Raw genomic sequence first — 20,049 nt, forward strand, 5'->3', positions numbered from 1 at the left:
TGAGTTGGCAAACCAGTATTCTTGGCTCTATGATGCGAATAGAATAAGAAAAATCTATTATTCTAGTTTTTTGATGTTTTTTAATGGCAAGTAAAATTCCAATTTTTGGAGGAATTGCAGCTGCTGCAGGAATCACTGTATTTGTATTGTTCTTTACACCTGCTGGAATTTCACAAGAAGAATATTCATTATCTGTTGATCCTACAAAAGAAAAACAAAGTTTGTTTATCATGGCACGTGTTTCTTTAGAAAATACTGGTAGCAAACCTCTAACAAATGTCGAACTTAATTTTGGTGACGGTGATAAAATCTATCTTGGAACCTTAAAACCTGGGCAATCAGAAATTATTTCTCCACCTCAAGGTAATTCATTACAATTTGTAATTGTAACTTCTAATGAAGGAGTCTATGTTAGCAAAGTTTATCGTGAACCGATTGCAATGCCTGGTATGATGGGGTCTTAGATAATCATGAAATTTCTTAATTCTGGTAAAGTAAAAGACGTCTATGATATGGGTGATGATACATTACTTTTCAATTTTAGCAATCGTGTATCTGCGTATGATGTTAAATTTAATGATGAAATTCCACAAAAAGGCAAAGTATTATGTAAATTTGCAAAATTTTGGTTTGAACAATTAGATGTTGAAAATCATTTTATAAAATCCCATTCGGATACTGAAATAATTGTTAAAAAAATGGAAATGTTACCAATTGAATGTGTAGTTCGTGGTTATTTCTATGGGAGTTTGGTTAGTAGATACAACTCTGGAACCACATCTTTACCTGAAAATATAGATACTACACTTGCAACAAAACTACCTGAGCCATTATTTGATCCTACCACAAAATCTGAACATGATATTCCTATAACAAAAGATGAAGCAATTACACAAAACCTTGTCACGTTAGAAGATTATGAATGGTTATCTGAAAAAACTATTCAAATTTATAATAAAATGGCCCTGATTGCAGACTCTGCTGGATTTATTCTAGCAGATTTGAAGCTTGAATTTGGCAGATTAAATGGTAAAATCACTTTAGGAGATTCTATTGGTCCTGATGAATACCGTCTGTGGCCAAAATCATCTTACAGTCCGGGTAAAATTCAGGAGGCATATGACAAACAACTTCTTCGTGACTGGTTAACTGAACATGGATATCAAAAACAGTTTGAAAATTCAAGGACAATCGGGCAAGAACCTGTTGCACCTACAATTCCTCCTGAAATAATTCAAAAAATGACTGATAGGTATGTTGCAGCATACGAACGTACTACTGGGCAGTCGCTTTAACTCGATTTCTAAATTCCATATTTTCCTTAACTGTCCCCTATTTTGACTCTCTTTCCCTATTTCTAGGATTTTTTCCCAAAAATCCCTGATTTTCTTACCTCTACTGGTTTTTTTGTAACCGTATCAATTACTTTGATACCACTACGAGAAATATAGTATATGCTACAATAATATTGAAACTATTACTAAAAAGATACAGTCGGCTACTACATTTTTAGTTGCATAAAAAAAATAACGGATTTGGACAAAAAATACTGATACAGATAACTTTTAGCTAAGATCTATAGGAAAAACTACATGTCAACAATACTCGAAAAACCAATATCGGTGAATCGTACGCTTGCAACAAGTCTGGAACATGCAAAAGCTATCGAGGACCCCGCACGAGCAAAAGTTCTGCAACTGCTATATCGAAAACATCTTAATGCAGAACAAATCACAGCACAATTGAAAAAATCTGGATTCAAAAAGGCTTTGACCACTACGAGACATCATCTGGAGATTCTCAAAGAGGCCGAATTGATTGAGGTTGTGAAAATCGAAGAAAAGCGTGGTGCCATGATAAAATACTACGGTACATCGACAAAGTTACTCGACTATGAAACCCCAAAAGACTTTGAGAAAAAATACTCGACAGTCATAAAGTCAACGTCCAAGCAAATTGAACAACTTCTAGACGCACTTTCAAAAAAGACTGGTAAGGCTAAAACCTCTCAAAACAAACAGGAATATAGTCAGTACCTGATGATGGAGATTGTAAATCGTGCAGTCACAACGGTCTTTGAAAAAAGACACTGATTACAATACTTCTATGATCATCTTGCCCTTGGTTTGTGGGTTTTGAAGGAGATGGACAAAGTCTCTAGGTATGTCACTTGATGCCTTGTCGCAATTGATAGCGATAGTGCGGGAGCATGTGAATGCGCTCTTACGCAGTACTATGTCGCTTACATGCTTTAGCGTTAGCTTTGGAGAACCATGGCCTTGAATTTTAAATGAAAATTTCCCTGCCTTTATTGTAAATCTGATTTTTGACTCTGGATTTTGAATTTTCTTCTTCATTTTATCAGGCAAGTCTATACATGATATGCCTGAATTTACGCCTACAATGCAATCTCCTTGGGATGTAAGACTATCATCCTTGGTAATTTCCAAAGTTTTCTCGTGTAACGATAATACTTCTTTATGGCCTGTGAATGGAATGACTAATTTCATGATATTTTGGAATTTTTGAGACATAAATATTCAATTTGTGATATTTTAGTATGGATTCTAAGGCTGAACTTCTTCTAAATGGCAAAAATTTGGTATTTCTAGCCACTACTATGCCTGATGGCGCTCCTCAAGTTACTCCTGTTTGGGGAAATTTTGAAGATTCTCATATTTTGATTAATACTGCAGAAGGTCGTTTGAAGCACAAAAATATACTTCGTGATCCTAGAGTTGCTGTTTCTGTTGTTGATTCAAAAAATCCTCTTGATATGACCTCGATTAGAGGAAAAGTTACTGAAATTATTCCTGATTATGACTACAAACACGCTGATTTTTTGACAAAACAATACATGGGCAAAGAAAAATACCCTTTCAAACGTCCTGGTGAGAAAAGAATCATACTCAAAATTGAACCTGAGAAAATTTTTGTTCTTCCTGAATTAACAATGAACGACGAGTAACAAAAAACAATATTTCTTAATTCGAATTTAGAAACATTACTTATCTAAACCCGTAGCCCTTGACATGCCTTAAACCTACTTTTGACGTATTACGGGCATGATACCAAATGAAAATAGGAATGGTTTTTTCTCAAACTCAAAACCACAAAGTATTCCAAAGTTTTGGTATCCGTTAACTGCTGGAATTATTGGGATTTGGGTAATTTTTTCATATTTTTTGATGTAATTTTGGGGGTTTAGCTTTTGTGAGTAACTCATACTAATGTAGTATGTTGTAATGGGTAATGGTGGTGTTTTGACCTTTGGTTTGTATATCTGTGAGTAAATGTTCAACCCCCCCTATTTTTTGGCATTTCTGAAAATATGATTTATTCATAAAATGTAGATGATGTATGGGGGGTTTAGCTTTTAGGAACAAATTTGATTTTTTTGATTAAAACGTCTTGATCAAAAATCGATTTGTTTTTTCACTCATTTCTATAATTTCTTCTAAAGCTTTGAAGAAAGATGGCTGATTTAGCTGTTCTGGTTTATCTAAAACAATGTAAACTCCCACCTTTTTCTTTCCATCTTCGTCTAAAAATTTGCCAATTGCTTTGACTGAATAACAAAAGTCATCTACTTTTTTCTTAAAGTTTTCTTGTTCTGTTTCATTTAACTCTCTAAATCTAATCAATTGTTTTGTTTTCATATCAATTTTAATTCCAACAACTAGGATATTTTCCTGGTCCTTTGGTTCAAATACTTCTGTGTCATTTCCTAACCCGTCAGAATTACTTATTATAATTTTGAATGTGGCATCTTCAGATTTTCCTTGTTTGAAATCATAGTTTTCATGTATTAGCCATCTTTCCACATTGTCTCTAAGACGTGACATGTGAGACTAAACAATTCATGGTATAACTAGTTTAACACGTTCAAATTAAGAATATTTCTAAATTCGAGTTTAGAAACATTTACACATTTACGTTGAATTCTTGTTCAAAACTTCCTGTAGATAATATTGCAAGATTTAAGATTACGTTGACTGCCGTCAAACCGATGCCTACCATTAAACATCTTTTAGCTTTTTGAGGATCATCTCTTCTAATTGCAAAGTATGCAATTATTCCTCCAATAAGTCCGATAAAAATTGGAGCTAAATACCACCATCGTGAGCGAATTCTTTCTGGATACATGTTGTTTTCTGGAAAATTTTTCTCCTATTTACTTTTTGCAAGTTTTTTCTGAATTTGTGTAATCTCTATTTCTACAGTTTCTAAAGGATCTTCAGTTACATTTCGTTTTATTGAAAACATCTTTGGTTTCTCAAAGTCTTCAGTACAGTCTGGACATGCATATACCAAAACTCTATGTTCATTAGGTGCTTTTGGATTTGATAGTCTTGGATAATAAACCAGTCTTGCACCGCAATCGACACAATATCTGTTGGCTCTTCTAGTTCTGGCCAATGTAACACTCCTGCATATTTACTATAATAGATCCAATATTAGATCGCTCCTGTCTAACGATCTAAACTAACAACGTGCAAAAAAATGATCTAAAAATTTCTAAAATCAAAAGGCGCCGTGTATCAGATTTGAACTGATGACCAATCGATTAACAGTCGAACGCTCTACCAGGCTGAGCTAACGCGGCATAAGTTTTTTCCAAGTAAAATGCGATTTAATCCTTCCGACGAATTAATCTGGATTGAATTTTGTAAAAAATGCAGCTATTTGATCAGAATGTTTTTCCACAATTCCTACAATTTCCATATGTTCTTCAGCACTTGGTTCTCTTTTATGATATACTTGAAATGCACTTAGTGCTGAACCTACCATTTCTCCAACAAAAAAACCACACAGAAAATCTCCAGTATTTTCACATTTCCAAACATCTCCAATTCTAGGTGATGCACCTGCACTTTTGTATAGTTCTAGTGTTTCTGAAACTAATTTTTCAGTTTGTTCTTTGAATTCGTTATCTAAGGCCAATTATCTTAAAATTAATTCTCTATACCTTTTTTCTTTTCGAATTTATAGACTCCGTCTAAAAATACACGATGATCTTTATTTTTTACTCTTGAACCATTTTCAATTTCTGCAGCTGTTTGAGAAACATCTGTCAAAACATGACCTGTAATTATAACGTCATCTCCTTTTGGAACCACTTTTGTATCTCCCCAAACCTTTGTTTTTCTTGGAGCACGTTCTCCTTGGAAATTTTCAATTAGAACTGTTTTTCCATCAACTTTTACTGTAATTGGAAAGTGTGAAAATACAATTTTCATTTTAATTGTGTAACCTTCTACAACTCCTTCACAAAGATTTCTGATTAGTGATCTTGATGTATTCATTATTGCACGATTTTTATCTCTTGTACCTTGTGCTTTGAAGAGAACTTTTCCATCTGTAACTTCAATTGTAACTGGGATTTTTTTAAAACTCTTCCATGTTTTACCTAACGGTCCTTGAACTGTTATCATTGGTTTTTTGTATGTCACAGTAACTCCTTCTGGAATTTCTAATTCGGTTGCTAATTTATCAACTAACTCAGTAGACATATCCTACCAGAAATCCTCCTAAGCCTTTGTTTGCTGCTTCGTGATGTGACATTACCCCTTGATTTGTTGTAACAATTAGCATTCCTCTATTGAATGAAGGAAGATATTGTTTTTCCCATTCTAGGTATTCGTCTTTTTTTACTTTGAATCTTGGACTAATTGCACCACATTTTGTAATTTTTGCTATTAGATTGATTTTGTATTTTCCGCCTCTATTATCCTCTGTTCTTTCATAATCTTTGATGTATCCATCTTTTTTCAATGTCTCCAAAACATTTGTACCAATTTTTGATGTTGGAAGAACTACACATTCTCCTTTTCTACGGGCTTCTGTGTTGTAAATTGTCACAAACAAATTTGCTAGTACGTTCATTGCTGGCATATCATATCACCTTAATTTTTTGAATCCTAGGGAAGTTGCTACTTCTCTGAAACATTGTCTGCATAACATTAAATCATATTTCTGGATTGTTACGTAACAACCGCATCTTTTACACCATCGTGCACCTCTTCCAAACCTCTTTTCATTTGATGTGCCTGGAATACTTTGTTTTCTAGGAGTATATCCGGTTCCTCTATCGCCATATGATCTATTTTTTGCCATTATTCAACACTAGCCCCAAATTCTTTTGTTAGATATGCTTTTGCTTCATCTGGTGTGATTTTATGATGTTTTCCTACACTAGCTTTGTGTTTACTTCTTGTAGCTACTGAAAATCCCGGTCTTGCTAGTCTAACTGTTACGTTTAATCCTAAAATTCCAATCTTTGGGTCATATTTTATTCCTGGAATGTCAATGTGTTCTAAAATTCCAAAAGAAACATTGCCCATGTTATCAAATGAACGACTCTTTATTCTATTTCCTTTTGCTTCTAACAATCTTTTCAACAATTCTTGTGCATCATTACCTCTCACTGTAACTGCTGCGCCAATTGGTTCTCCTTTTCTGATTCCCCAATCTCTGATTGCTTTTTTTGCTGGTCTGTCATTTACTTTTTTATTAGATATTTCGCCAAGTGCTTTTTTAGCAATCTCTACGGCATCTCCTGATTTTCCAAGTCCCATGTTTAGAACAACTTTGTCTAATCTTATTTCTTTCATTACATTTTGAACTTCTTGTGCCATAAAATCACCTAATCTTTATCTCCGGTTCTGATTTTCCAATTGGCATTACTAATCTTGCTGGAATTTCAATTTGTCTATCATCAAATGTAATGTCTATACTTTTTGGAATGTTGAATGTTCCTTCTTTTATTTCATCTATTTTACCAATTTTTCCTGCGTTAACACCTTTAGTAATTAAACAATTCATTCCTTTTTCTAATTTTATAACTGATAAAATTTTGATGTCTGGTATTTGTAGTACACATGTATCTCCAACTGATACTGGTGTTTCATCAATGAGTGTTTTTCCATCATGGAAGCCAATCTGTGTTTTTCCATTTTTAATTGTAGTTTTTGATTTTACAAGTGCGAATTTTTTTGTTTTTTCTGAGTCTTCAATTTCAATTGGTTTTAGTAAAGTTCCATCTTGTGGTACTAATCTATATGTCTTGTTTGAACCTTCTAATTCAACAACATCCATTAAACCTGCGCCGTGATGTAGTGATTTTCTAATCACTCCATCCACTTTTATTTTACCTGCATAAATGACTGATTTTGCTTCTCTTAAACTGGTAACGGTTTTGATAGTATCTCTTAGAAATACTGCAATTGGTATTGATGCGTGTTTTGATTGAGCACCTGGTTTAACGGTGAGTACAAATCTCTTGTTCTTTCTGGTAATCCCCCAGAAAAGTGGTGCCATTTGTCTTTTGAGTTTTTTACTGCCAGCTATGTGTACCATTATTCTTCATTATCTCCTTTCTTTGTTTTGGCTTTTGTTGCTTTTTTTGTATCTTTCTTTTCTTCTTTTACTTTTTCTTGTTTTGTTTCTGTTTTTGGTTTATCATCTGCTCTTGCAGCTGTTGCCTTCTTTCCTTCTAGTTTGTTAATTCTCCATTTATCTCCTGTATCCAATCCTGTCAAAACAATATTTGTTGTATGAACATAAACATCAAATTTCTCGCCTTTGAGTTTCTCTTTTTTTACACCTTCGATATTCACGCCTCTATCTGCAATGGATATTTTGGTAACTTTTCCATCAACTCCGGCAAATTCGCCTCTAATGATACTTGCAGTATCGCCTTCTTTGATTCGTGCACTACGTTTACCATATTTTTTTCTTAAATCTTTTGAAAGTGCACATGATAATTGTTTACTTGCGGTTTGCATTGCTGCATAGTAAATTTGCTGGTTTCTTGTTTTTCTTGGAAGTGATGATCTATTCATTTTATACCACCATTTTTGCCAAATTTGCTACTCTTGGCCATTTTTCTGTAACTTCTGATGCAACTGGACCTTTGATGTCAGTTCCTTTCATTTCTCCTTCAGGTGTGATTAACACTCCTGCGTTATCCTCGAATTGAACTCGAACTCCGTTTGGTCTATGTACTGCATATTTTTGTCTAATTATAACTGCACCATGAATTTGTTTTCTTAACTCTGCTGGTCCTTTTTTAACTACAACATTACAAAAGTCTCCTACAGAAGCTGCAGGAAGTCTTGATGTTCTTGTTTTATGTTGATGTACGTTAACAATTTCAATAATCTTTGCACCTGAATTATCTGCACAAACGATTCGTGCACCCACTGGTATTGATCTTGTAATGTAAGGCTTGAAGTCTTCTACTCCTTTACTTCCTTTACTACGTGCTCCGCCCATTACTCTTTAACCTCCACTACAACAAAGGATACAGATTTTGCTATTGGTCTACATTCTGCAGCAATAACTGTGTCACCTTCATTAACTTGTAAGTTTGATGGCACGTGTGCATGAATTCTACTGGTACTTCTTCCATATCTCTTGAATTTACTAAAGTAAACATTAGCTTCTTTTTGAAGTACAACTGTATCCTTTCCTCTTGACTTTACAACTTTACCTTCAAATAATTTTCCACGTACAGGAAGTGTACCGTTAAATGGATTTTTCTTATCCCCTTCTTTTGGTTCTTCTTTAGGTGCTTTTACTTTAATTCCAATATTTCTGGTCATGCTAACATCTCCAATCTTTCGTATGGTCTTTTGTTTAATTTGGTTGAATCAGTTTCAATTATTCCATCATTATTGCTTAATTGGCATATGTTCTTTGGAATATTTTTCTTTCCGTTCTCTGTATTAATCACAAACATATTTTTTGTCTCCATAGTAATTTTTCCTTTAATTCCAACGATTTCTTTATTTTTTGAATCAGATATTACTACTTCTTGTCCAATTAGATCAAACTCAGATTTTGTAACTAGGTTCATTCTTTCTTTACCTCGTTTAGTCTTGTCATTAGTCTTGCAACCTCTTTTTTGACCTTTCTAATTTTCCCAGTTTCTTTTCTGAGTGTTCCTTTTGCATCTTCAGTCTTTAATTTTGATAATTCTGTTTTCATTTGCACTATCCTATCTCTCAAGTCTTTTTCATTCAATTCTCTGATTGATTTCATTTTTAGCATGGCCATTATTTCATCTTCTCCTCTTCATCTTCTAGTGTATCTGGCATTTCTTTCATCTTTTCTTCTTCAATTTTAATTATTTCTGATTCTGATTGTGCTTTTGCAAGTGCTTCATCTGCTTCTTTCTTTATTCTAATTTCTTCATCTTTTTGTGCCTGTGTTTTACCTTTCATCTCAAATTCTGGAATCAATTTTTCTTTTTTAGCAATTCTAATTCTTACTCCAATTAATCCCATAGGAGTTTCTACGTGTGCAATATCTTCAGATACTATTACATCTGCATGATGTCCTGCTCTTGGCAAGATTCCTTGTGAATGTTTTTCAAATGCAGATCTATCGCCTCTTAATTTTCCTGAAATTGTAATCTCTACTCCCATTGCACCTCCTTCCATAATCTGTTGAATTGTCCACATGGTGGCACGTCTAAATGCTGTTCCTCTTTCAAGATGTGATGCCATTCTGTTACACATTACTTCAGGAGATAATTCTGGTTTTGTAATCTCTTCAACAGCAATCTGTGGATTCTTTAGTCCAAAGTCTGATTCTAATTTTTCAGTTAAATCTTTAATTCCTGTTCCTTTTCTACCAATTACAATTCCTGGTCTAGTCACATGTAAGACAACTCTTGTTCCGGTAGGTGTTTTTGAAACTTCTGCATTAGAAAATCCTGCATCTTTAATTTTTGATCTTAAGTAATCTTTCAACAATACCATGTTGTAATTATCTTTGATGACATTCTTTACTGCAGACATTTCTAAAACTCCTGTGCCACCAATTCCACATGTGTTAAGATGTCATTCTTATCTGTTGCACGACCTTGTGCTCTTGGAATAAATCTCTTGATTGCAACACCTTTGTGTGACGTTGCATTGATTATTTTTAATCTATCCATATCCATTCCTTTGTATTCTGCATTTGATTCTAGATTATCTAATAATTTCAAAAATTCACCTGCTGTTTTTTCTGGATATCTTCCAGACATCATTCCAGGATCACTTCTATGTCCTACTTGATTCTTAAATCTTGCAAATGGTATGGCTCTTTCTTTTGCAATTACGCTTAACATGTAATCTCTGGCTTTTTCAAGTGTTAATCCTTTGATTGCTTTTGCTGTTTCCCTTGCATGTTTATGTGAAATCTTTTTTTCACGAATTGAAGCTCTAACATGCTTTGTTGCATCAAAACCTTGAAACGCGTAACTGTATCTTGCCATTTTAATCACTTTAGTGGTACATACAAACTAGATCTTGATGCTCCAACTCCTGGGGCTCCATGATTCACTCTCTTGTTTGTAATTGCGTATTCTCCTATGTAATGTCCAACCATCTCTGCGCCAATTCCTATTGGTTTGAATTCTTTTCCGTCAAAGACGTTGATTGTTGTTCCTATCATGTACGGTAAAATTATTAGATCTCTTTGATGTGTTTTAATTGGATTTTTATTCTTTCCTTCTTTTGCTTCTTTAATTTCTGCAATCAATTTCTTTTTGTTATCTGAAAGTCCTCTCTTCAATGATCTTCTTTGTCTTGAATTTAACAATGCAAACAATTCATCATTAGGAAGTTTTTGTAACTCTTCTGTTGTTTTTCCTTTAAAGCTATTTACTACTTTGACCATTTCTACATGTCTCCTTGCAAAATTCTGTTTTCATGAGTCATTTATACTAATCACATCATTCCTATCTTGTTTGCCAAGTCTCTTGCTTTGTCTGTAGATGTTAATTTAACAAATGCCTTTTTTCCATAAACGGTTCTTGCAGTATCCACTTTTAGTACGCCTTCATTATACAGCGTTTGGACAGCCTCTGCAATCTGAGGTTTTGTTGCTTCTTTTTCAACTAAAAAGCAGATTTTTGATTCATTTTCAACTAGTGCATACGTCTTTTCTGTAATGTATGGTCTTAAGATAATTTTTGTTGCTGTTTCTACATTCATTTCAAAGTCACCATTAATTCTAGATGTCGTGATTTAATTTCTGCAATCTCTTCAATTGCCTTCTTTGTGAATACTGTTAATCTAATCAAAGTTCCTCCTGGAGCTAAATTTAGAACACTTAGGTTCTTTGCATCACATACATCAATTCCTGGAATTGATGCAGCTGCTTTTGAAATATTGTCTGATTTTGATACTACAAACAATGCACTTTTTCCCACTTTGGAAACTCTTCCTCTTAATGCAACTTTACCGGTTCTTCTTTTTCTATTCTTTAATCTGTCTGTATCTTGTGTAATTTTCAAATCTTCTATAATTTTGATCAATTCTGATGTCTTTGAAATTTTCTCAATATCATCTGAAATGATTAGTGGGAGTGATTCTATTCCTTCTACTTTGTGGCCTCTATTTTCAACCAATTCTTTTGAAGTTGTTGCAGCCAGTGCTGAACATAATGCAAGTTTATTCTCTTTTTTATTCAATTTTTTATAAATTACTTTGTTAGCTTTTGGTGGATGTGCTTGACGTCCTCCTCTGGTTGATGCTACTTCTCCAGCTTGTCCTGCACGTCCTCCTCCTCCTCCTTTGATCTTAGCAATTCTTGCAACACCTCTACCAGTTGGTGGATCATTTGAGTCGGCAACTACTTCCATACCTGCTGTAGGTTTTGTAGAATGTTTTTGGAATCCATGTGATTCTAAGTTAATGTATGCTTTGTGAATTAGTGTACGATTTACTTCTGTCTCAAAAACATTTGGAAGTTCAATGTCTCCATCTTTTTTACCGCTAATGGTTAAAACATCTCTTTTCATTAAATTACAACCTCCAGTACGTTTGGCTTGACTACCTTCTTTGGTTCGTTTCTAATTTGTTTTCTAAGTTTGATTAATCTTCTATATGTTCCTGGAACTGAACCTTTCACAATTATGAAATCTCCTGTAACGTTTCCAAAATGTTTGAATCCTCCGTCAGGATTTATTTTGTATTCTTCTTTCTCAGTGTTACTCATTATCATTATTCTTTTATCATACTCGACTCTTTGATGAAATCCTGTTTGTCCTGCTCTTGGAACTGTATACATGACACTTTGTGGTGAGATTGGACCTAGTGAACCAATTTCTCTAACTGTTTTTCTTGATTTGTGTTGTTTTCTTTTTGCGCCCCATCTGTAAATTACTCCTTGCCATCCTTTTCCTTTTGTGATTGCTGCAGTATCCACATATGTTCCACTTTCAAATACTTGGTCTACCTTGACTGTTTTTCCTAAAAGATCTTTAGTAAATGCAAATTGTTTTGGTATGTCTCCTCCTTCTACTTTGACTTCGAAGATGTAAGGCTTTTTCATTTCTAGATTGACATCCACAGGAGTTGTTGTTACTATTGCAAAAATCTCTTTAATTTTTTTCAGATGTTTTTCTGCTTCATCAAGTGGTGTTCCTTCTGTTTTGATTTTTAAATTATTTTGTACATTTTTTGGTAAATCTTTAGCAAATGAATCAAATTCTGCATTTCTTGTATGGTTGGTATCTATAGAATATCCTCTAATTCCTACTATGGTAATTGGTGGTGTAGCAATCACAGTTCCAAGTGTAACTAGTTGTTTTCCATGACTTGGTGTATGTTCTCTGTCATCTATGCTAACTATTTGAACACATCCTGCCTTGTATCCTGCATGTGCAAGTAATCTTGGTTCATCACCTGCTACTTTTGGCCATGCTCGAACTCGTGCTTCCATACTTTTTGCACGTATTCTAGGTGAATATGCTAGACTTCCTCTTCTTGGTTGACTACGTTTTCTATGTCCCATGGATAAATGAAAAAAGTCGTTAACCCCATTATATACTGTGAGAATCTCAATTTTCTCTGTTGATTATTGTAATTCTTTCTATGGCGAATATAATTCCGACACCATTGAAAAAATTGTAGCAGCTCCAATTCCAACTCCTGCAATTCCTACTAATACTGCCAATATCAAAAATTTTCTCTGATTATTCATATCAAATTTATAATTTTTTTATCATTTATTTGTTGAATGTATGGACATTGATAATTGCTAAACACCCTAAAATCGCTTCTTCGAGACGAACTGTTTCTGTTCCTTGGTGTGGAAAAAAGTTCCATGCTTTAAAATTCTGAATATTGCTGATCTTCTTATCAAGCATTTCATGAATTCCTTTGTCAGTTGTACCAAATACTACCAAAATCTCTTCTTTGGAAGAAAGAATTTTCTGCATATCTTCATTTTTAATTTTCTTTGATTTTCTACTTGTAAGTATTTTTGGTCCTTTCCATTCGGTTAGTAATGAAAATAAATTTCCTCCATGTTTAACATTATAGCTCCAGAAATTTGGCAACTGATCTTTTTCTATATCATGAACTGAAAAATCTGGAAGTATATCTTTAATTTTTACAATTGCTCGTTTATCGATTTGTTTCTTACCGTGATATGGAATTGAATGATCAATACCTATGTCGATAAACTTTTTTCCATCTCTTGGAAAAATAACTCCTTCTCTAACATCTCCTTTTTTTACCTGTTTTGCATCTGATGTGACTGTTTGATTTGGCATTTTAATTGGTGATAATGCTCCTACAAATTGTAGTAATCCTGATTTTGGATACAAGCGCTTTCTAAAATTCTGAGGAGTTTCAAGGAATCTTAAAATTGTTGATAATAATTTTGAATCATTTTCAAATTCTCTTCCGTCTTTGTAAATTATAATATTATTTACCTGAAATATTCCTGCTGCACGTGCTATTTGAAAAATTTTCCTAGTTTTGTTTTCATGTTTCTTTTCATCTTTTAATGATGAATCAGGTATTGCGATAGATAATTTCATTTTAAATCTAGTATATGTAATGTAAAGTGCTTATTTTCCATCAGCTGGATATTTTGATTTTGCACTTGCAGCAAACTTAGTAATTTCTTCATTTTCAATGAATTCAAAAGTTCCTTTCTCTCCGGATATTTTTGACATTTTGATATGTTCAATTCCTTCTTTTGTTTCACTTGAAATGTAGATTGCTGCAATTGCCAATGATGCTGCATCATCTAGTGACATGTCTTCTTTGTAATTTTTTTCTAAGAATTCATTAACTACATCTGAATTTGCACCGATTGATATTGCGTTGTATGAAATGTATGAACCACTTGGGTCTGTCATATACAAATTGGTTCCTGCAGGATCAATTCCTCCTATGATTAATGAAACTCCGATTGGTCTTGCACCACCATACTGTGTATATTGTTGACATTGATCAGCTAAATGTTTTGCAACTGTTTCAACTTCTACCGGTTCATCATATACTAGTTTGTTACTTTGAGAAAATGTTCTTGCTGTATCAATCTGTGAACGTGCATCTGGAATATATCCTGCTGCTGCGGCTCCTATATGATAATCAATTTGAAATATCTTTTGTGGGGTATTGATGATTTGTAATTTTCTTGATTTTTCTTCTACTGCTATAATCACTCCATTTTTTGTTCTGACTCCTACTGCAAGTGCTCCTCTTCTGACCGTCTCGATTGCATATTCTACTTGGTATAATCTTCCATCTGGTGAAAATACTGTGATGGCACGGTCGTAACCTTGTTGTGATGGCATCATGATAAACAATATCCTTGTCATTGTTAATATAACAATTGCGCAAATTTGCCATATGGGGTACAAAGAAAAAATCGTTGTAATCCCTCTAGCTCTAGTTGCAATTGGGATCTTTGGGTCTGCCATATACATGACTGCTTGTAAGCATGCATTCTTCAGCTTTCTTGGATGTTGAAAAAAATACTATCTTGTTTAATCAAATTTAGCAAATTTGTGATATTCTAGTAATAATCTCTTAATTCATGGTACGAGAGATCTCAATTATATCCAAAGATGAACTATCTGAAGATCAAATAAATAAAATAAAATCTTATTTTTCTGACATGCCTGTATCTGAAATATTAATTGGATTAAAATTTGCAAAAAATAGATGGGATGCAAAAGATGCTGGAACTCTGAAAGTTGGCAGAAAAAGTATAATCAATAATGAAGTTCATTCAATAACTGCTGAACAAGCTACTTGGAGATTAAATAATTGGAAATTGATGATTAAGAATTATAGAAAACGTGGTTACAGTTATCCAACTATATCTAGAATTAAGAAATTACTGCAAGAAATTAAGAAAAAAAATTAGATTGCTTCTCTTTCTCTTAGAATATCTTCAACACTATTTCCACTAACTGGTGGTTCTGGCATACTTTGTCTAGTTTGACCTTCAACCATTGCTTGTGCTTCGTCTAGTATTGTTTGTGCTTCTTTGTTAGATGTTGTGAATTCTCCCATTGTTCCTTCGTTGGTAATTGTTGTACCTGTTGCAATATCTCCTAACATGCTTGATAGGTCTTGCATTGATTCTGCAACCTCTGGCATCATTCCTCCTAATGATGTGCTTAATCCCTTGATTAATGACATACATGGGCTTAATGTTACTACTACATCTCCTAACTCGGAAACTGTGTTTAATCTAATCTGAACTTGTTCCATTGATAATTTTGCGTTACTTACAGTCTTGTTATTTTTTCTAATCTCTGCTAATTCTGTTGCATACATTTTTGCATAAGCTTGATTGTTTGTTTTTGTTGCTTCTACGATTTTATCCATAAACATTGAATCTTTTTGTTTTAGTTTTTGTTCGGTTTCTCCTAATTTCACAATTTGTTGTTGTAGCCTTTTTTGTGCTACGTCTAATCTATTTTTTAGTGGGGCATCTGGTTTTACAGTACCCATGAATTTTTGAGATAATGTTTCCTTATTCTTCAATACATTCCATTTTTCTGAAAACGAAACCATGTATGAAACTGAAAAATTTGGCATTTTATAGAACGACTAAAAAAAATTAATCTAAATGGATCAATTTTTCTTAAGTAACTCGTAATTTCATTAGTAATTTCATCCAAAAGTAAATGTGAATATCTCAAAACCAGGGCTTTGAACCTGAATAATTATTTCATGTGGTCCCTCTAGTTGAGAATCTATCAAATTATACAATCTTGGCTCTGAAATTTTGACTGTTCCTTCTGGTGATACATCTTTACCCCTAACCTCTTCTGGGATTTCTTTTCCGTCATATTCTATAAACAATGTCGCACTTTCAGATGCAACAATGTTCACCTGTTTTGCATTAAAATTCAAAACAATCTTTCCTGATTCAGAAATTAATTTCATACCATCATTGTTATTCTTCCACATTCCTTCCATGTAGAAATAATGCTGTTTCATTTTTTCAGGTAATTGGTAAGTTACTATTTGATTTTTTGAAAATCCTTCTTGATTGCCTAATTGATTTCTACCTTCTGCAAAATTAAATCCAAAATATAATTCCGGTGTTCTAAATGTTGCATGTTTGTATTCATCTAAATTTACCAATTCTTTCTTTTCTAATGTATTTCCAAGTGCAACTGATCTTTCTTCTAAAAGTAATTGAATTACTTTTTCTGTTTCTGCATATGCCCCTTCTCCAATGTGATCAAATCTAATGTACCCTTCATGATCTGCAATATACTTTCTTGGCCAATATCTATTTTGAAATTCATTCCACGTTTCTTTATCATTGTCTTGTATTACTGGATATTTTATACCGAATTTTTCAGTTGCGAAAACAACATTATCATATTCTTTTTCAAATTCAAATTCTGGTGTATGTATTCCTACAATTACCAATCCTTCTTCTGAATATTTTTCATCCCATGCTGTAAGATGTGGTAGTGTTCGAATACAATTGATGCAACTATATGTCCAAAAATCATATAGTACAACTTTACCTTCAATATCTTGATCTAATTCTTCTGATGATGTGTTAATGTAACCTGAAATTCCTTTCAATTCTGGAGATGTTCTTAGAAATGTTTTATCTAATGTTGTTATATCATTTGTTGTATTTCTTTTAAGATCAACTTCATCGTAAAAATATGAGATAGACATTACCCCTACTGCAATTATTGCAAAAAATATTGATGCGTATTTGTATTCTTTTTTCATTTTAACTCAATAACAGTAAATCATTTAGAAGTGGAAAGTTTGCAATTAAAACTAACTGATTGAAAAATACCAATATTCCTAATACGATTATTACCATTCCAAACAAAACTGTGTAGTATTTCAAATGTTTACCAATCTTTGAAATTATTCTACTTGATTTTGAAATTAAGGCTCCCATTATCATAAATGGAATTCCCATTCCTATAGAATATGCAAGAAGTAAATTGAATGCTATTCCAGGGGATGTTGCTGCAAGAGTGATTATTGTGCCTAAAATTGGTCCGACACATGGTGTCCAGCCTGCTGCAAAAGCCATTCCAAACAAAAATGATACGGGGAATCTAGCACCTGCACTTTTTGGAAAAATCTTTTTCTCAATATTGAGTATACGAATTTTATGACTTAGAATCATGTATGCCCCGAATCCTATGATGATTATGCCTCCAATCTGATTAAATTCAGATACAATCTGGTTTGCATTTTCATAAAAAATTGAATTTATTGCTACGCCTAATGTAGAAAAAACTACTGAAAATCCAAGTACAAAAAATATTGAATTCAGAAATACATTTGATTTGTTAATAGAAATAACATTATTCTTTGTTTTAACTTCTGATAATGTCGTTCCTGAAATATATGCCAAAAATGCTGGAACCATAGGCAAAATACATGGTGCAAAAAAGGAACCAATTCCTGCTAGAAATGCAATTACTATTGAAATTTCCGTCACACCACTTGTCTGATTTCATTTTATAAAATCATTAACACAAATGAGTTTTTATCCTAGGAATCGTAGTTTTTCATATGAACTCAAGATTTTATGTCGTTATTGGGCTATTGGGTGCTATTGTAGTAGGTGCATTTATTGTTGGTTCTCCGGCAATAGGTGGATTTGATATGATGCGCTAATCATTTTAGGTTAAACTTTCTTTTAGCTTTTTCTAAAATTTGTATGGAATACTCTATTTCTTTATTTGATAACCACCCTGTGATTGAAATTCTAATACGTGCTTGATCCTTTTTTACAGTTGGATATCTTATTGCCTGTGCAAAAATCCCATTAATTCTTAAAAATTTTGAAAACTCCATTGCTTTTTTTTCATTACCGATAATTATCGGAATTATTTGACTTGTAGATGTGGTATGAAGCTCAATCTCTTCTAATCTTTTATGAAAAAGATTAATTTTTTTCCATAATTTCTCTCGGTATATCTCTCGTTTTGAATTAAATCTATTAAGTGAATATTGGTTTATTGATGAAGGTAATGCAGATGTGTAAATGAATGTCTTTGACGTGTTTATGCATAAATCAATTAATTTTTTTCTGCCACAAACATATCCTCCAAAACTTCCCAATCCTTTACTAAGGCTACTCACGTAGAGATCAATTTTCTTTTCAACATCAAAAAAATTTGCTGTTCCTTTACCATCTTTTCCTAGTACAAAATCTCCATGCGCATCATCTACAACTGTAATCATACCATGTTTTTCTGATACTTGGCAAATCTCATTTAATTTTGACCAATCCCCATCCATACTGAAAACTCCTTCAGTGATTAGGATCTTTTTACCTTTAGTTTTTTGAACTTTTCTCTCTAAATCTCCTATGTTATTATGTTTGAAAATTTTAATCTTTGAACCTGATAATTTACATGCTTCAACAATACTTGCATGGTTTAATTCATCACTAAATATCGTATCATGTTTGGTTGCAATTGAAGTAATCATTCCAAGATTTGCCATGTATCCTGTCGGAAAAATAATTGCTTGCTCTTGTGATTTATGTTTTGCAAGTTTTTTTTCTAGTAGTGAAAAACTAGCATCATTTCCTGAAACAAGTCTTGAACTTGACTGGAATTGTGTATGTTTTATTTTACCTGATTTTATTCCAAGATAATCATTTGATGAAAAATTTAATAATTTTCTTCCATCCTGCTTTATGAACTGTTTTTCTACATGACTGTCTTGAAGATTTCGTAATAGATTGTTTTTTTTAATTCCACTTAATTTCTTTTCAAGTGTGCCAAATTTAGGCTTCAAGATCAATCTCTTTTATCATTTTGACATCTTTTTGCATAGAATTTCCATCTAAAGTCAAATATCCTGAACTGATAATTCCATTTGCACCGCTAAGAAGTAACTCCTTTCCATCATCATCCAGATTTACTTCTCTTCCTCCAGATATCTTTATGATACTTTTTGGAAGTAAAAATCTTAAAACTGCAAAGACTCTTAGTATTTCTTCCAAGCTTAATGGAGTTTGTAGTTCTAAAGGAGTTCCTGGAAATGCTACCAATAGATTCACTGTTACTTCTTCTGGATTGAGTTTAGATATTGCTTGAACAAGTTCTTCTCTCTGCTTTCTTGTTTCTCCCATTCCAATTATGCCTCCTGTACAAAGCTCTAATCCTGCTTTTCTTGCAGTGTTCAATGTATCAATTCTATCCTGATATGTATGAGTTGTACAAATTTCTGGAAACTTTGATTCAGATGTTTCTAAATTATGATTATATCTGATTACTCCTAATTCTTTTAATTTTGTTGCCTGCTCAATTGTTAGAAATCCCAAACTACATTCAATTGAGATTCCAACTTTTTCATTTACTTCTTCAATTATGTGACACACCTTTTCAAAATCTTTGTTCGATGGTTCTCTCCATGCTGCAACCAAACAATAAGAGTGTGCACCGGCTTTCTTTGCATCTGTTGCTTGTCTTACTACTTCCTCTGCTGACATTAATTGATATTTGTCAATTCCCGTATCAAAAAATGCGGATTGACTACAGAACGAACAATCTTCACTACAATAATTTTTTTTAATATTTGCTAATTGCTCAACATCAATTTTTGATCCTTGGAATGTACGCGTAATTTCATTTGCAGCATCTGATAATTGACTTAAAATTTTATCATCAACATTGAATAATTGAGTTGTCATTTCTTCAGTTAATTTCTGATTGGAAAGTACCTTGTTTCTACATTCTGTGATCAATTCAGTTTCATTTTGCATATTCAAAATTAAAAAATTCACTAAATAAGC

General features: G+C 33.0%; 34 protein-coding genes and 1 tRNA gene. 5 read left to right on the forward strand and 30 right to left on the reverse strand.

What is annotated here, in order from left to right; all coding sequences use genetic code 11:
• The first annotated feature begins 83 nt into the window (after positions 1-83).
• The 3 genes from T478_RS03395 (at position 84) to T478_RS03405 (ending at position 2,093) form a co-directional block, all read left to right on the forward strand.
• A complete protein-coding gene (locus tag T478_RS03395) occupies positions 84-464 on the forward strand; it encodes a hypothetical protein (protein ID WP_238573663.1) in 381 nt (126 codons plus the stop codon).
• A gap of 6 nt (positions 465-470) precedes the next feature.
• Entirely contained in the window at positions 471-1,295 is an 825-nt protein-coding gene (purC, locus tag T478_RS03400; protein WP_048105250.1) for a phosphoribosylaminoimidazolesuccinocarboxamide synthase, read from the forward strand.
• A 297-nt stretch (positions 1,296-1,592) separates the two neighbouring features.
• Entirely contained in the window at positions 1,593-2,093 is a 501-nt protein-coding gene (locus tag T478_RS03405) for a helix-turn-helix domain-containing protein (RefSeq protein ID WP_048105252.1), read from the forward strand.
• On the opposite strand, the gene T478_RS03410 is transcribed toward T478_RS03405, so the two are convergent.
• Positions 2,094-2,534, reverse strand: coding sequence for a DUF371 domain-containing protein (locus T478_RS03410; protein WP_425320014.1), 441 nt, complete (start codon positions 2,532-2,534; stop codon positions 2,094-2,096). It lies immediately after the preceding gene.
• Positions 2,535-2,560: 26 nt separating this feature from the next.
• On the opposite strand from T478_RS03410, the gene T478_RS03415 reads away from it, so the two are divergent.
• Positions 2,561-2,968 carry a PPOX class F420-dependent oxidoreductase gene (locus T478_RS03415; protein WP_048105254.1) on the forward strand — a complete coding sequence of 136 codons (408 nt, stop codon included), beginning with the start codon at positions 2,561-2,563 and terminating at the stop codon, positions 2,966-2,968.
• 75 nt (positions 2,969-3,043) lie between these two features.
• Here T478_RS03415 and T478_RS03420 read toward each other — a convergent pair whose 3' ends face one another.
• From T478_RS03420 to T478_RS03535, 24 genes are all read right to left on the reverse strand, one after another.
• On the reverse strand, positions 3,044-3,301 hold the full coding sequence (locus T478_RS03420; protein WP_048105255.1) for a hypothetical protein: 258 nt from the start codon (positions 3,299-3,301) through the stop codon (positions 3,044-3,046).
• 100 nt (positions 3,302-3,401) lie between these two features.
• Positions 3,402-3,845: a DUF2299 family protein gene (locus T478_RS03425; protein WP_048105257.1), complete on the reverse strand. Its 444-nt coding sequence runs from the start codon at positions 3,843-3,845 to the stop codon at positions 3,402-3,404.
• A 79-nt stretch (positions 3,846-3,924) separates the two neighbouring features.
• Entirely contained in the window at positions 3,925-4,146 is a 222-nt protein-coding gene (locus T478_RS03430; RefSeq protein WP_048105259.1) for a hypothetical protein, read from the reverse strand.
• A 24-nt stretch (positions 4,147-4,170) separates the two neighbouring features.
• A complete protein-coding gene (locus T478_RS03435; RefSeq protein ID WP_048105261.1) occupies positions 4,171-4,419 on the reverse strand; it encodes a hypothetical protein in 249 nt (82 codons plus the stop codon).
• 113 nt (positions 4,420-4,532) lie between these two features.
• Positions 4,533-4,606 (reverse strand) — tRNA-Asn (locus T478_RS03440).
• Positions 4,607-4,650: 44 nt separating this feature from the next.
• Positions 4,651-4,944: a hypothetical protein gene (locus tag T478_RS03445; RefSeq protein ID WP_048105265.1), complete on the reverse strand. Its 294-nt coding sequence runs from the start codon at positions 4,942-4,944 to the stop codon at positions 4,651-4,653.
• 11 nt (positions 4,945-4,955) lie between these two features.
• The gene (locus T478_RS03450; RefSeq protein ID WP_048105268.1) at positions 4,956-5,513 is read right to left on the reverse strand and encodes a 50S ribosomal protein L6; all 558 of its coding nucleotides are present in this window, start codon (positions 5,511-5,513) and stop codon (positions 4,956-4,958) included.
• On the reverse strand, positions 5,503-5,895 hold the full coding sequence (locus tag T478_RS03455) for a 30S ribosomal protein S8 (RefSeq protein ID WP_048105271.1): 393 nt from the start codon (positions 5,893-5,895) through the stop codon (positions 5,503-5,505). Before T478_RS03455 ends, T478_RS03450 begins: the two co-directional genes overlap by 11 nt.
• Before the next feature lie 6 nt (positions 5,896-5,901).
• Entirely contained in the window at positions 5,902-6,057 is a 156-nt protein-coding gene (locus T478_RS03460) for a 30S ribosomal protein S14 (RefSeq protein ID WP_238573675.1), read from the reverse strand.
• Positions 6,058-6,116: 59 nt separating this feature from the next.
• Positions 6,117-6,638, reverse strand: coding sequence for a 50S ribosomal protein L5 (locus T478_RS03465; protein WP_048105276.1), 522 nt, complete (start codon positions 6,636-6,638; stop codon positions 6,117-6,119).
• Between the two features lie 4 nt (positions 6,639-6,642).
• A complete protein-coding gene (locus tag T478_RS03470; RefSeq protein ID WP_048105278.1) occupies positions 6,643-7,359 on the reverse strand; it encodes a 30S ribosomal protein S4e in 717 nt (238 codons plus the stop codon).
• A complete protein-coding gene (rplX, locus tag T478_RS03475) occupies positions 7,359-7,844 on the reverse strand; it encodes a 50S ribosomal protein L24 (protein WP_048105280.1) in 486 nt (161 codons plus the stop codon). Before rplX ends, T478_RS03470 begins: the two co-directional genes overlap by 1 nt.
• 1 nt (position 7,845) lies before the next feature.
• The gene (locus T478_RS03480) at positions 7,846-8,277 is read right to left on the reverse strand and encodes a 50S ribosomal protein L14 (protein ID WP_048105281.1); all 432 of its coding nucleotides are present in this window, start codon (positions 8,275-8,277) and stop codon (positions 7,846-7,848) included.
• Entirely contained in the window at positions 8,277-8,606 is a 330-nt protein-coding gene (locus T478_RS03485) for a 30S ribosomal protein S17 (RefSeq protein WP_048105283.1), read from the reverse strand. Before T478_RS03485 ends, T478_RS03480 begins: the two co-directional genes overlap by 1 nt.
• On the reverse strand, positions 8,603-8,860 hold the full coding sequence (locus T478_RS03490; protein ID WP_048105285.1) for a ribonuclease P protein component 1: 258 nt from the start codon (positions 8,858-8,860) through the stop codon (positions 8,603-8,605). The genes T478_RS03485 and T478_RS03490 overlap by 4 nt, the downstream gene beginning before the upstream one ends.
• Positions 8,857-9,060, reverse strand: a complete 204-nt coding sequence (gene rpmC / locus T478_RS03495; RefSeq protein ID WP_048105287.1) for a 50S ribosomal protein L29 — start codon at positions 9,058-9,060, stop codon at positions 8,857-8,859. Before rpmC ends, T478_RS03490 begins: the two co-directional genes overlap by 4 nt.
• Positions 9,060-9,806, reverse strand: coding sequence for a 30S ribosomal protein S3 (locus T478_RS03500; RefSeq protein ID WP_048105289.1), 747 nt, complete (start codon positions 9,804-9,806; stop codon positions 9,060-9,062). Before T478_RS03500 ends, rpmC begins: the two co-directional genes overlap by 1 nt.
• A 2-nt stretch (positions 9,807-9,808) precedes the next feature.
• Entirely contained in the window at positions 9,809-10,267 is a 459-nt protein-coding gene (locus T478_RS03505; protein WP_048105291.1) for a 50S ribosomal protein L22, read from the reverse strand.
• A 5-nt stretch (positions 10,268-10,272) separates the two neighbouring features.
• The gene (locus T478_RS03510) at positions 10,273-10,671 is read right to left on the reverse strand and encodes a 30S ribosomal protein S19 (RefSeq protein WP_048105292.1); all 399 of its coding nucleotides are present in this window, start codon (positions 10,669-10,671) and stop codon (positions 10,273-10,275) included.
• Positions 10,672-10,721: 50 nt separating this feature from the next.
• Positions 10,722-10,988, reverse strand: a complete 267-nt coding sequence (locus tag T478_RS03515) for a 50S ribosomal protein L23 (protein WP_048105294.1) — start codon at positions 10,986-10,988, stop codon at positions 10,722-10,724.
• Positions 10,985-11,797 (reverse strand): 50S ribosomal protein L4, encoded by an 813-nt coding sequence (gene rplD / locus T478_RS03520; RefSeq protein WP_048105296.1) that lies wholly within the window; start codon positions 11,795-11,797, stop codon positions 10,985-10,987. Before rplD ends, T478_RS03515 begins: the two co-directional genes overlap by 4 nt.
• Complete coding sequence (locus T478_RS03525; RefSeq protein WP_048105298.1) at positions 11,797-12,792, reverse strand: 50S ribosomal protein L3; 996 nt, start codon at positions 12,790-12,792, stop codon at positions 11,797-11,799. Before T478_RS03525 ends, rplD begins: the two co-directional genes overlap by 1 nt.
• 214 nt (positions 12,793-13,006) lie before the next feature.
• Entirely contained in the window at positions 13,007-13,825 is an 819-nt protein-coding gene (locus T478_RS03530; RefSeq protein WP_048105301.1) for a putative RNA uridine N3 methyltransferase, read from the reverse strand.
• A 30-nt stretch (positions 13,826-13,855) separates the two neighbouring features.
• The gene (locus tag T478_RS03535; RefSeq protein WP_048105303.1) at positions 13,856-14,593 is read right to left on the reverse strand and encodes an archaeal proteasome endopeptidase complex subunit alpha; all 738 of its coding nucleotides are present in this window, start codon (positions 14,591-14,593) and stop codon (positions 13,856-13,858) included.
• A 239-nt stretch (positions 14,594-14,832) separates the two neighbouring features.
• Between T478_RS03535 and T478_RS03540 the strand changes: the two genes are divergently transcribed.
• Entirely contained in the window at positions 14,833-15,165 is a 333-nt protein-coding gene (locus tag T478_RS03540) for a hypothetical protein (protein ID WP_048105310.1), read from the forward strand.
• Here T478_RS03540 and T478_RS03545 read toward each other — a convergent pair.
• The 5 genes from T478_RS03545 to bioB form a co-directional block, all read right to left on the reverse strand.
• Complete coding sequence (locus T478_RS03545; protein ID WP_048106880.1) at positions 15,162-15,821, reverse strand: Snf7 family protein; 660 nt, start codon at positions 15,819-15,821, stop codon at positions 15,162-15,164. The genes T478_RS03540 and T478_RS03545 overlap by 4 nt on opposite strands.
• Before the next feature lie 99 nt (positions 15,822-15,920).
• Entirely contained in the window at positions 15,921-17,009 is a 1,089-nt protein-coding gene (locus T478_RS03550; protein ID WP_048105313.1) for a thioredoxin-like domain-containing protein, read from the reverse strand.
• 1 nt (position 17,010) lies between these two features.
• Positions 17,011-17,739 carry a cytochrome c biogenesis CcdA family protein gene (locus tag T478_RS03555; protein ID WP_048105315.1) on the reverse strand — a complete coding sequence of 243 codons (729 nt, stop codon included), beginning with the start codon at positions 17,737-17,739 and terminating at the stop codon, positions 17,011-17,013.
• A 179-nt stretch (positions 17,740-17,918) separates the two neighbouring features.
• Positions 17,919-19,049, reverse strand: coding sequence for an aminotransferase class I/II-fold pyridoxal phosphate-dependent enzyme (locus T478_RS03560; RefSeq protein ID WP_048105318.1), 1,131 nt, complete (start codon positions 19,047-19,049; stop codon positions 17,919-17,921).
• Complete coding sequence (gene bioB, locus T478_RS03565) at positions 19,039-20,019, reverse strand: biotin synthase BioB (protein ID WP_048105320.1); 981 nt, start codon at positions 20,017-20,019, stop codon at positions 19,039-19,041. Before bioB ends, T478_RS03560 begins: the two co-directional genes overlap by 11 nt.
• Positions 20,020-20,049 lie beyond the last annotated feature (30 nt).

Source organism: Candidatus Nitrosopelagicus brevis, assembly GCF_000812185.1.
In the GTDB taxonomy this organism is placed as follows: domain Archaea; phylum Thermoproteota; class Nitrososphaeria; order Nitrososphaerales; family Nitrosopumilaceae; genus Nitrosopelagicus; species Nitrosopelagicus brevis.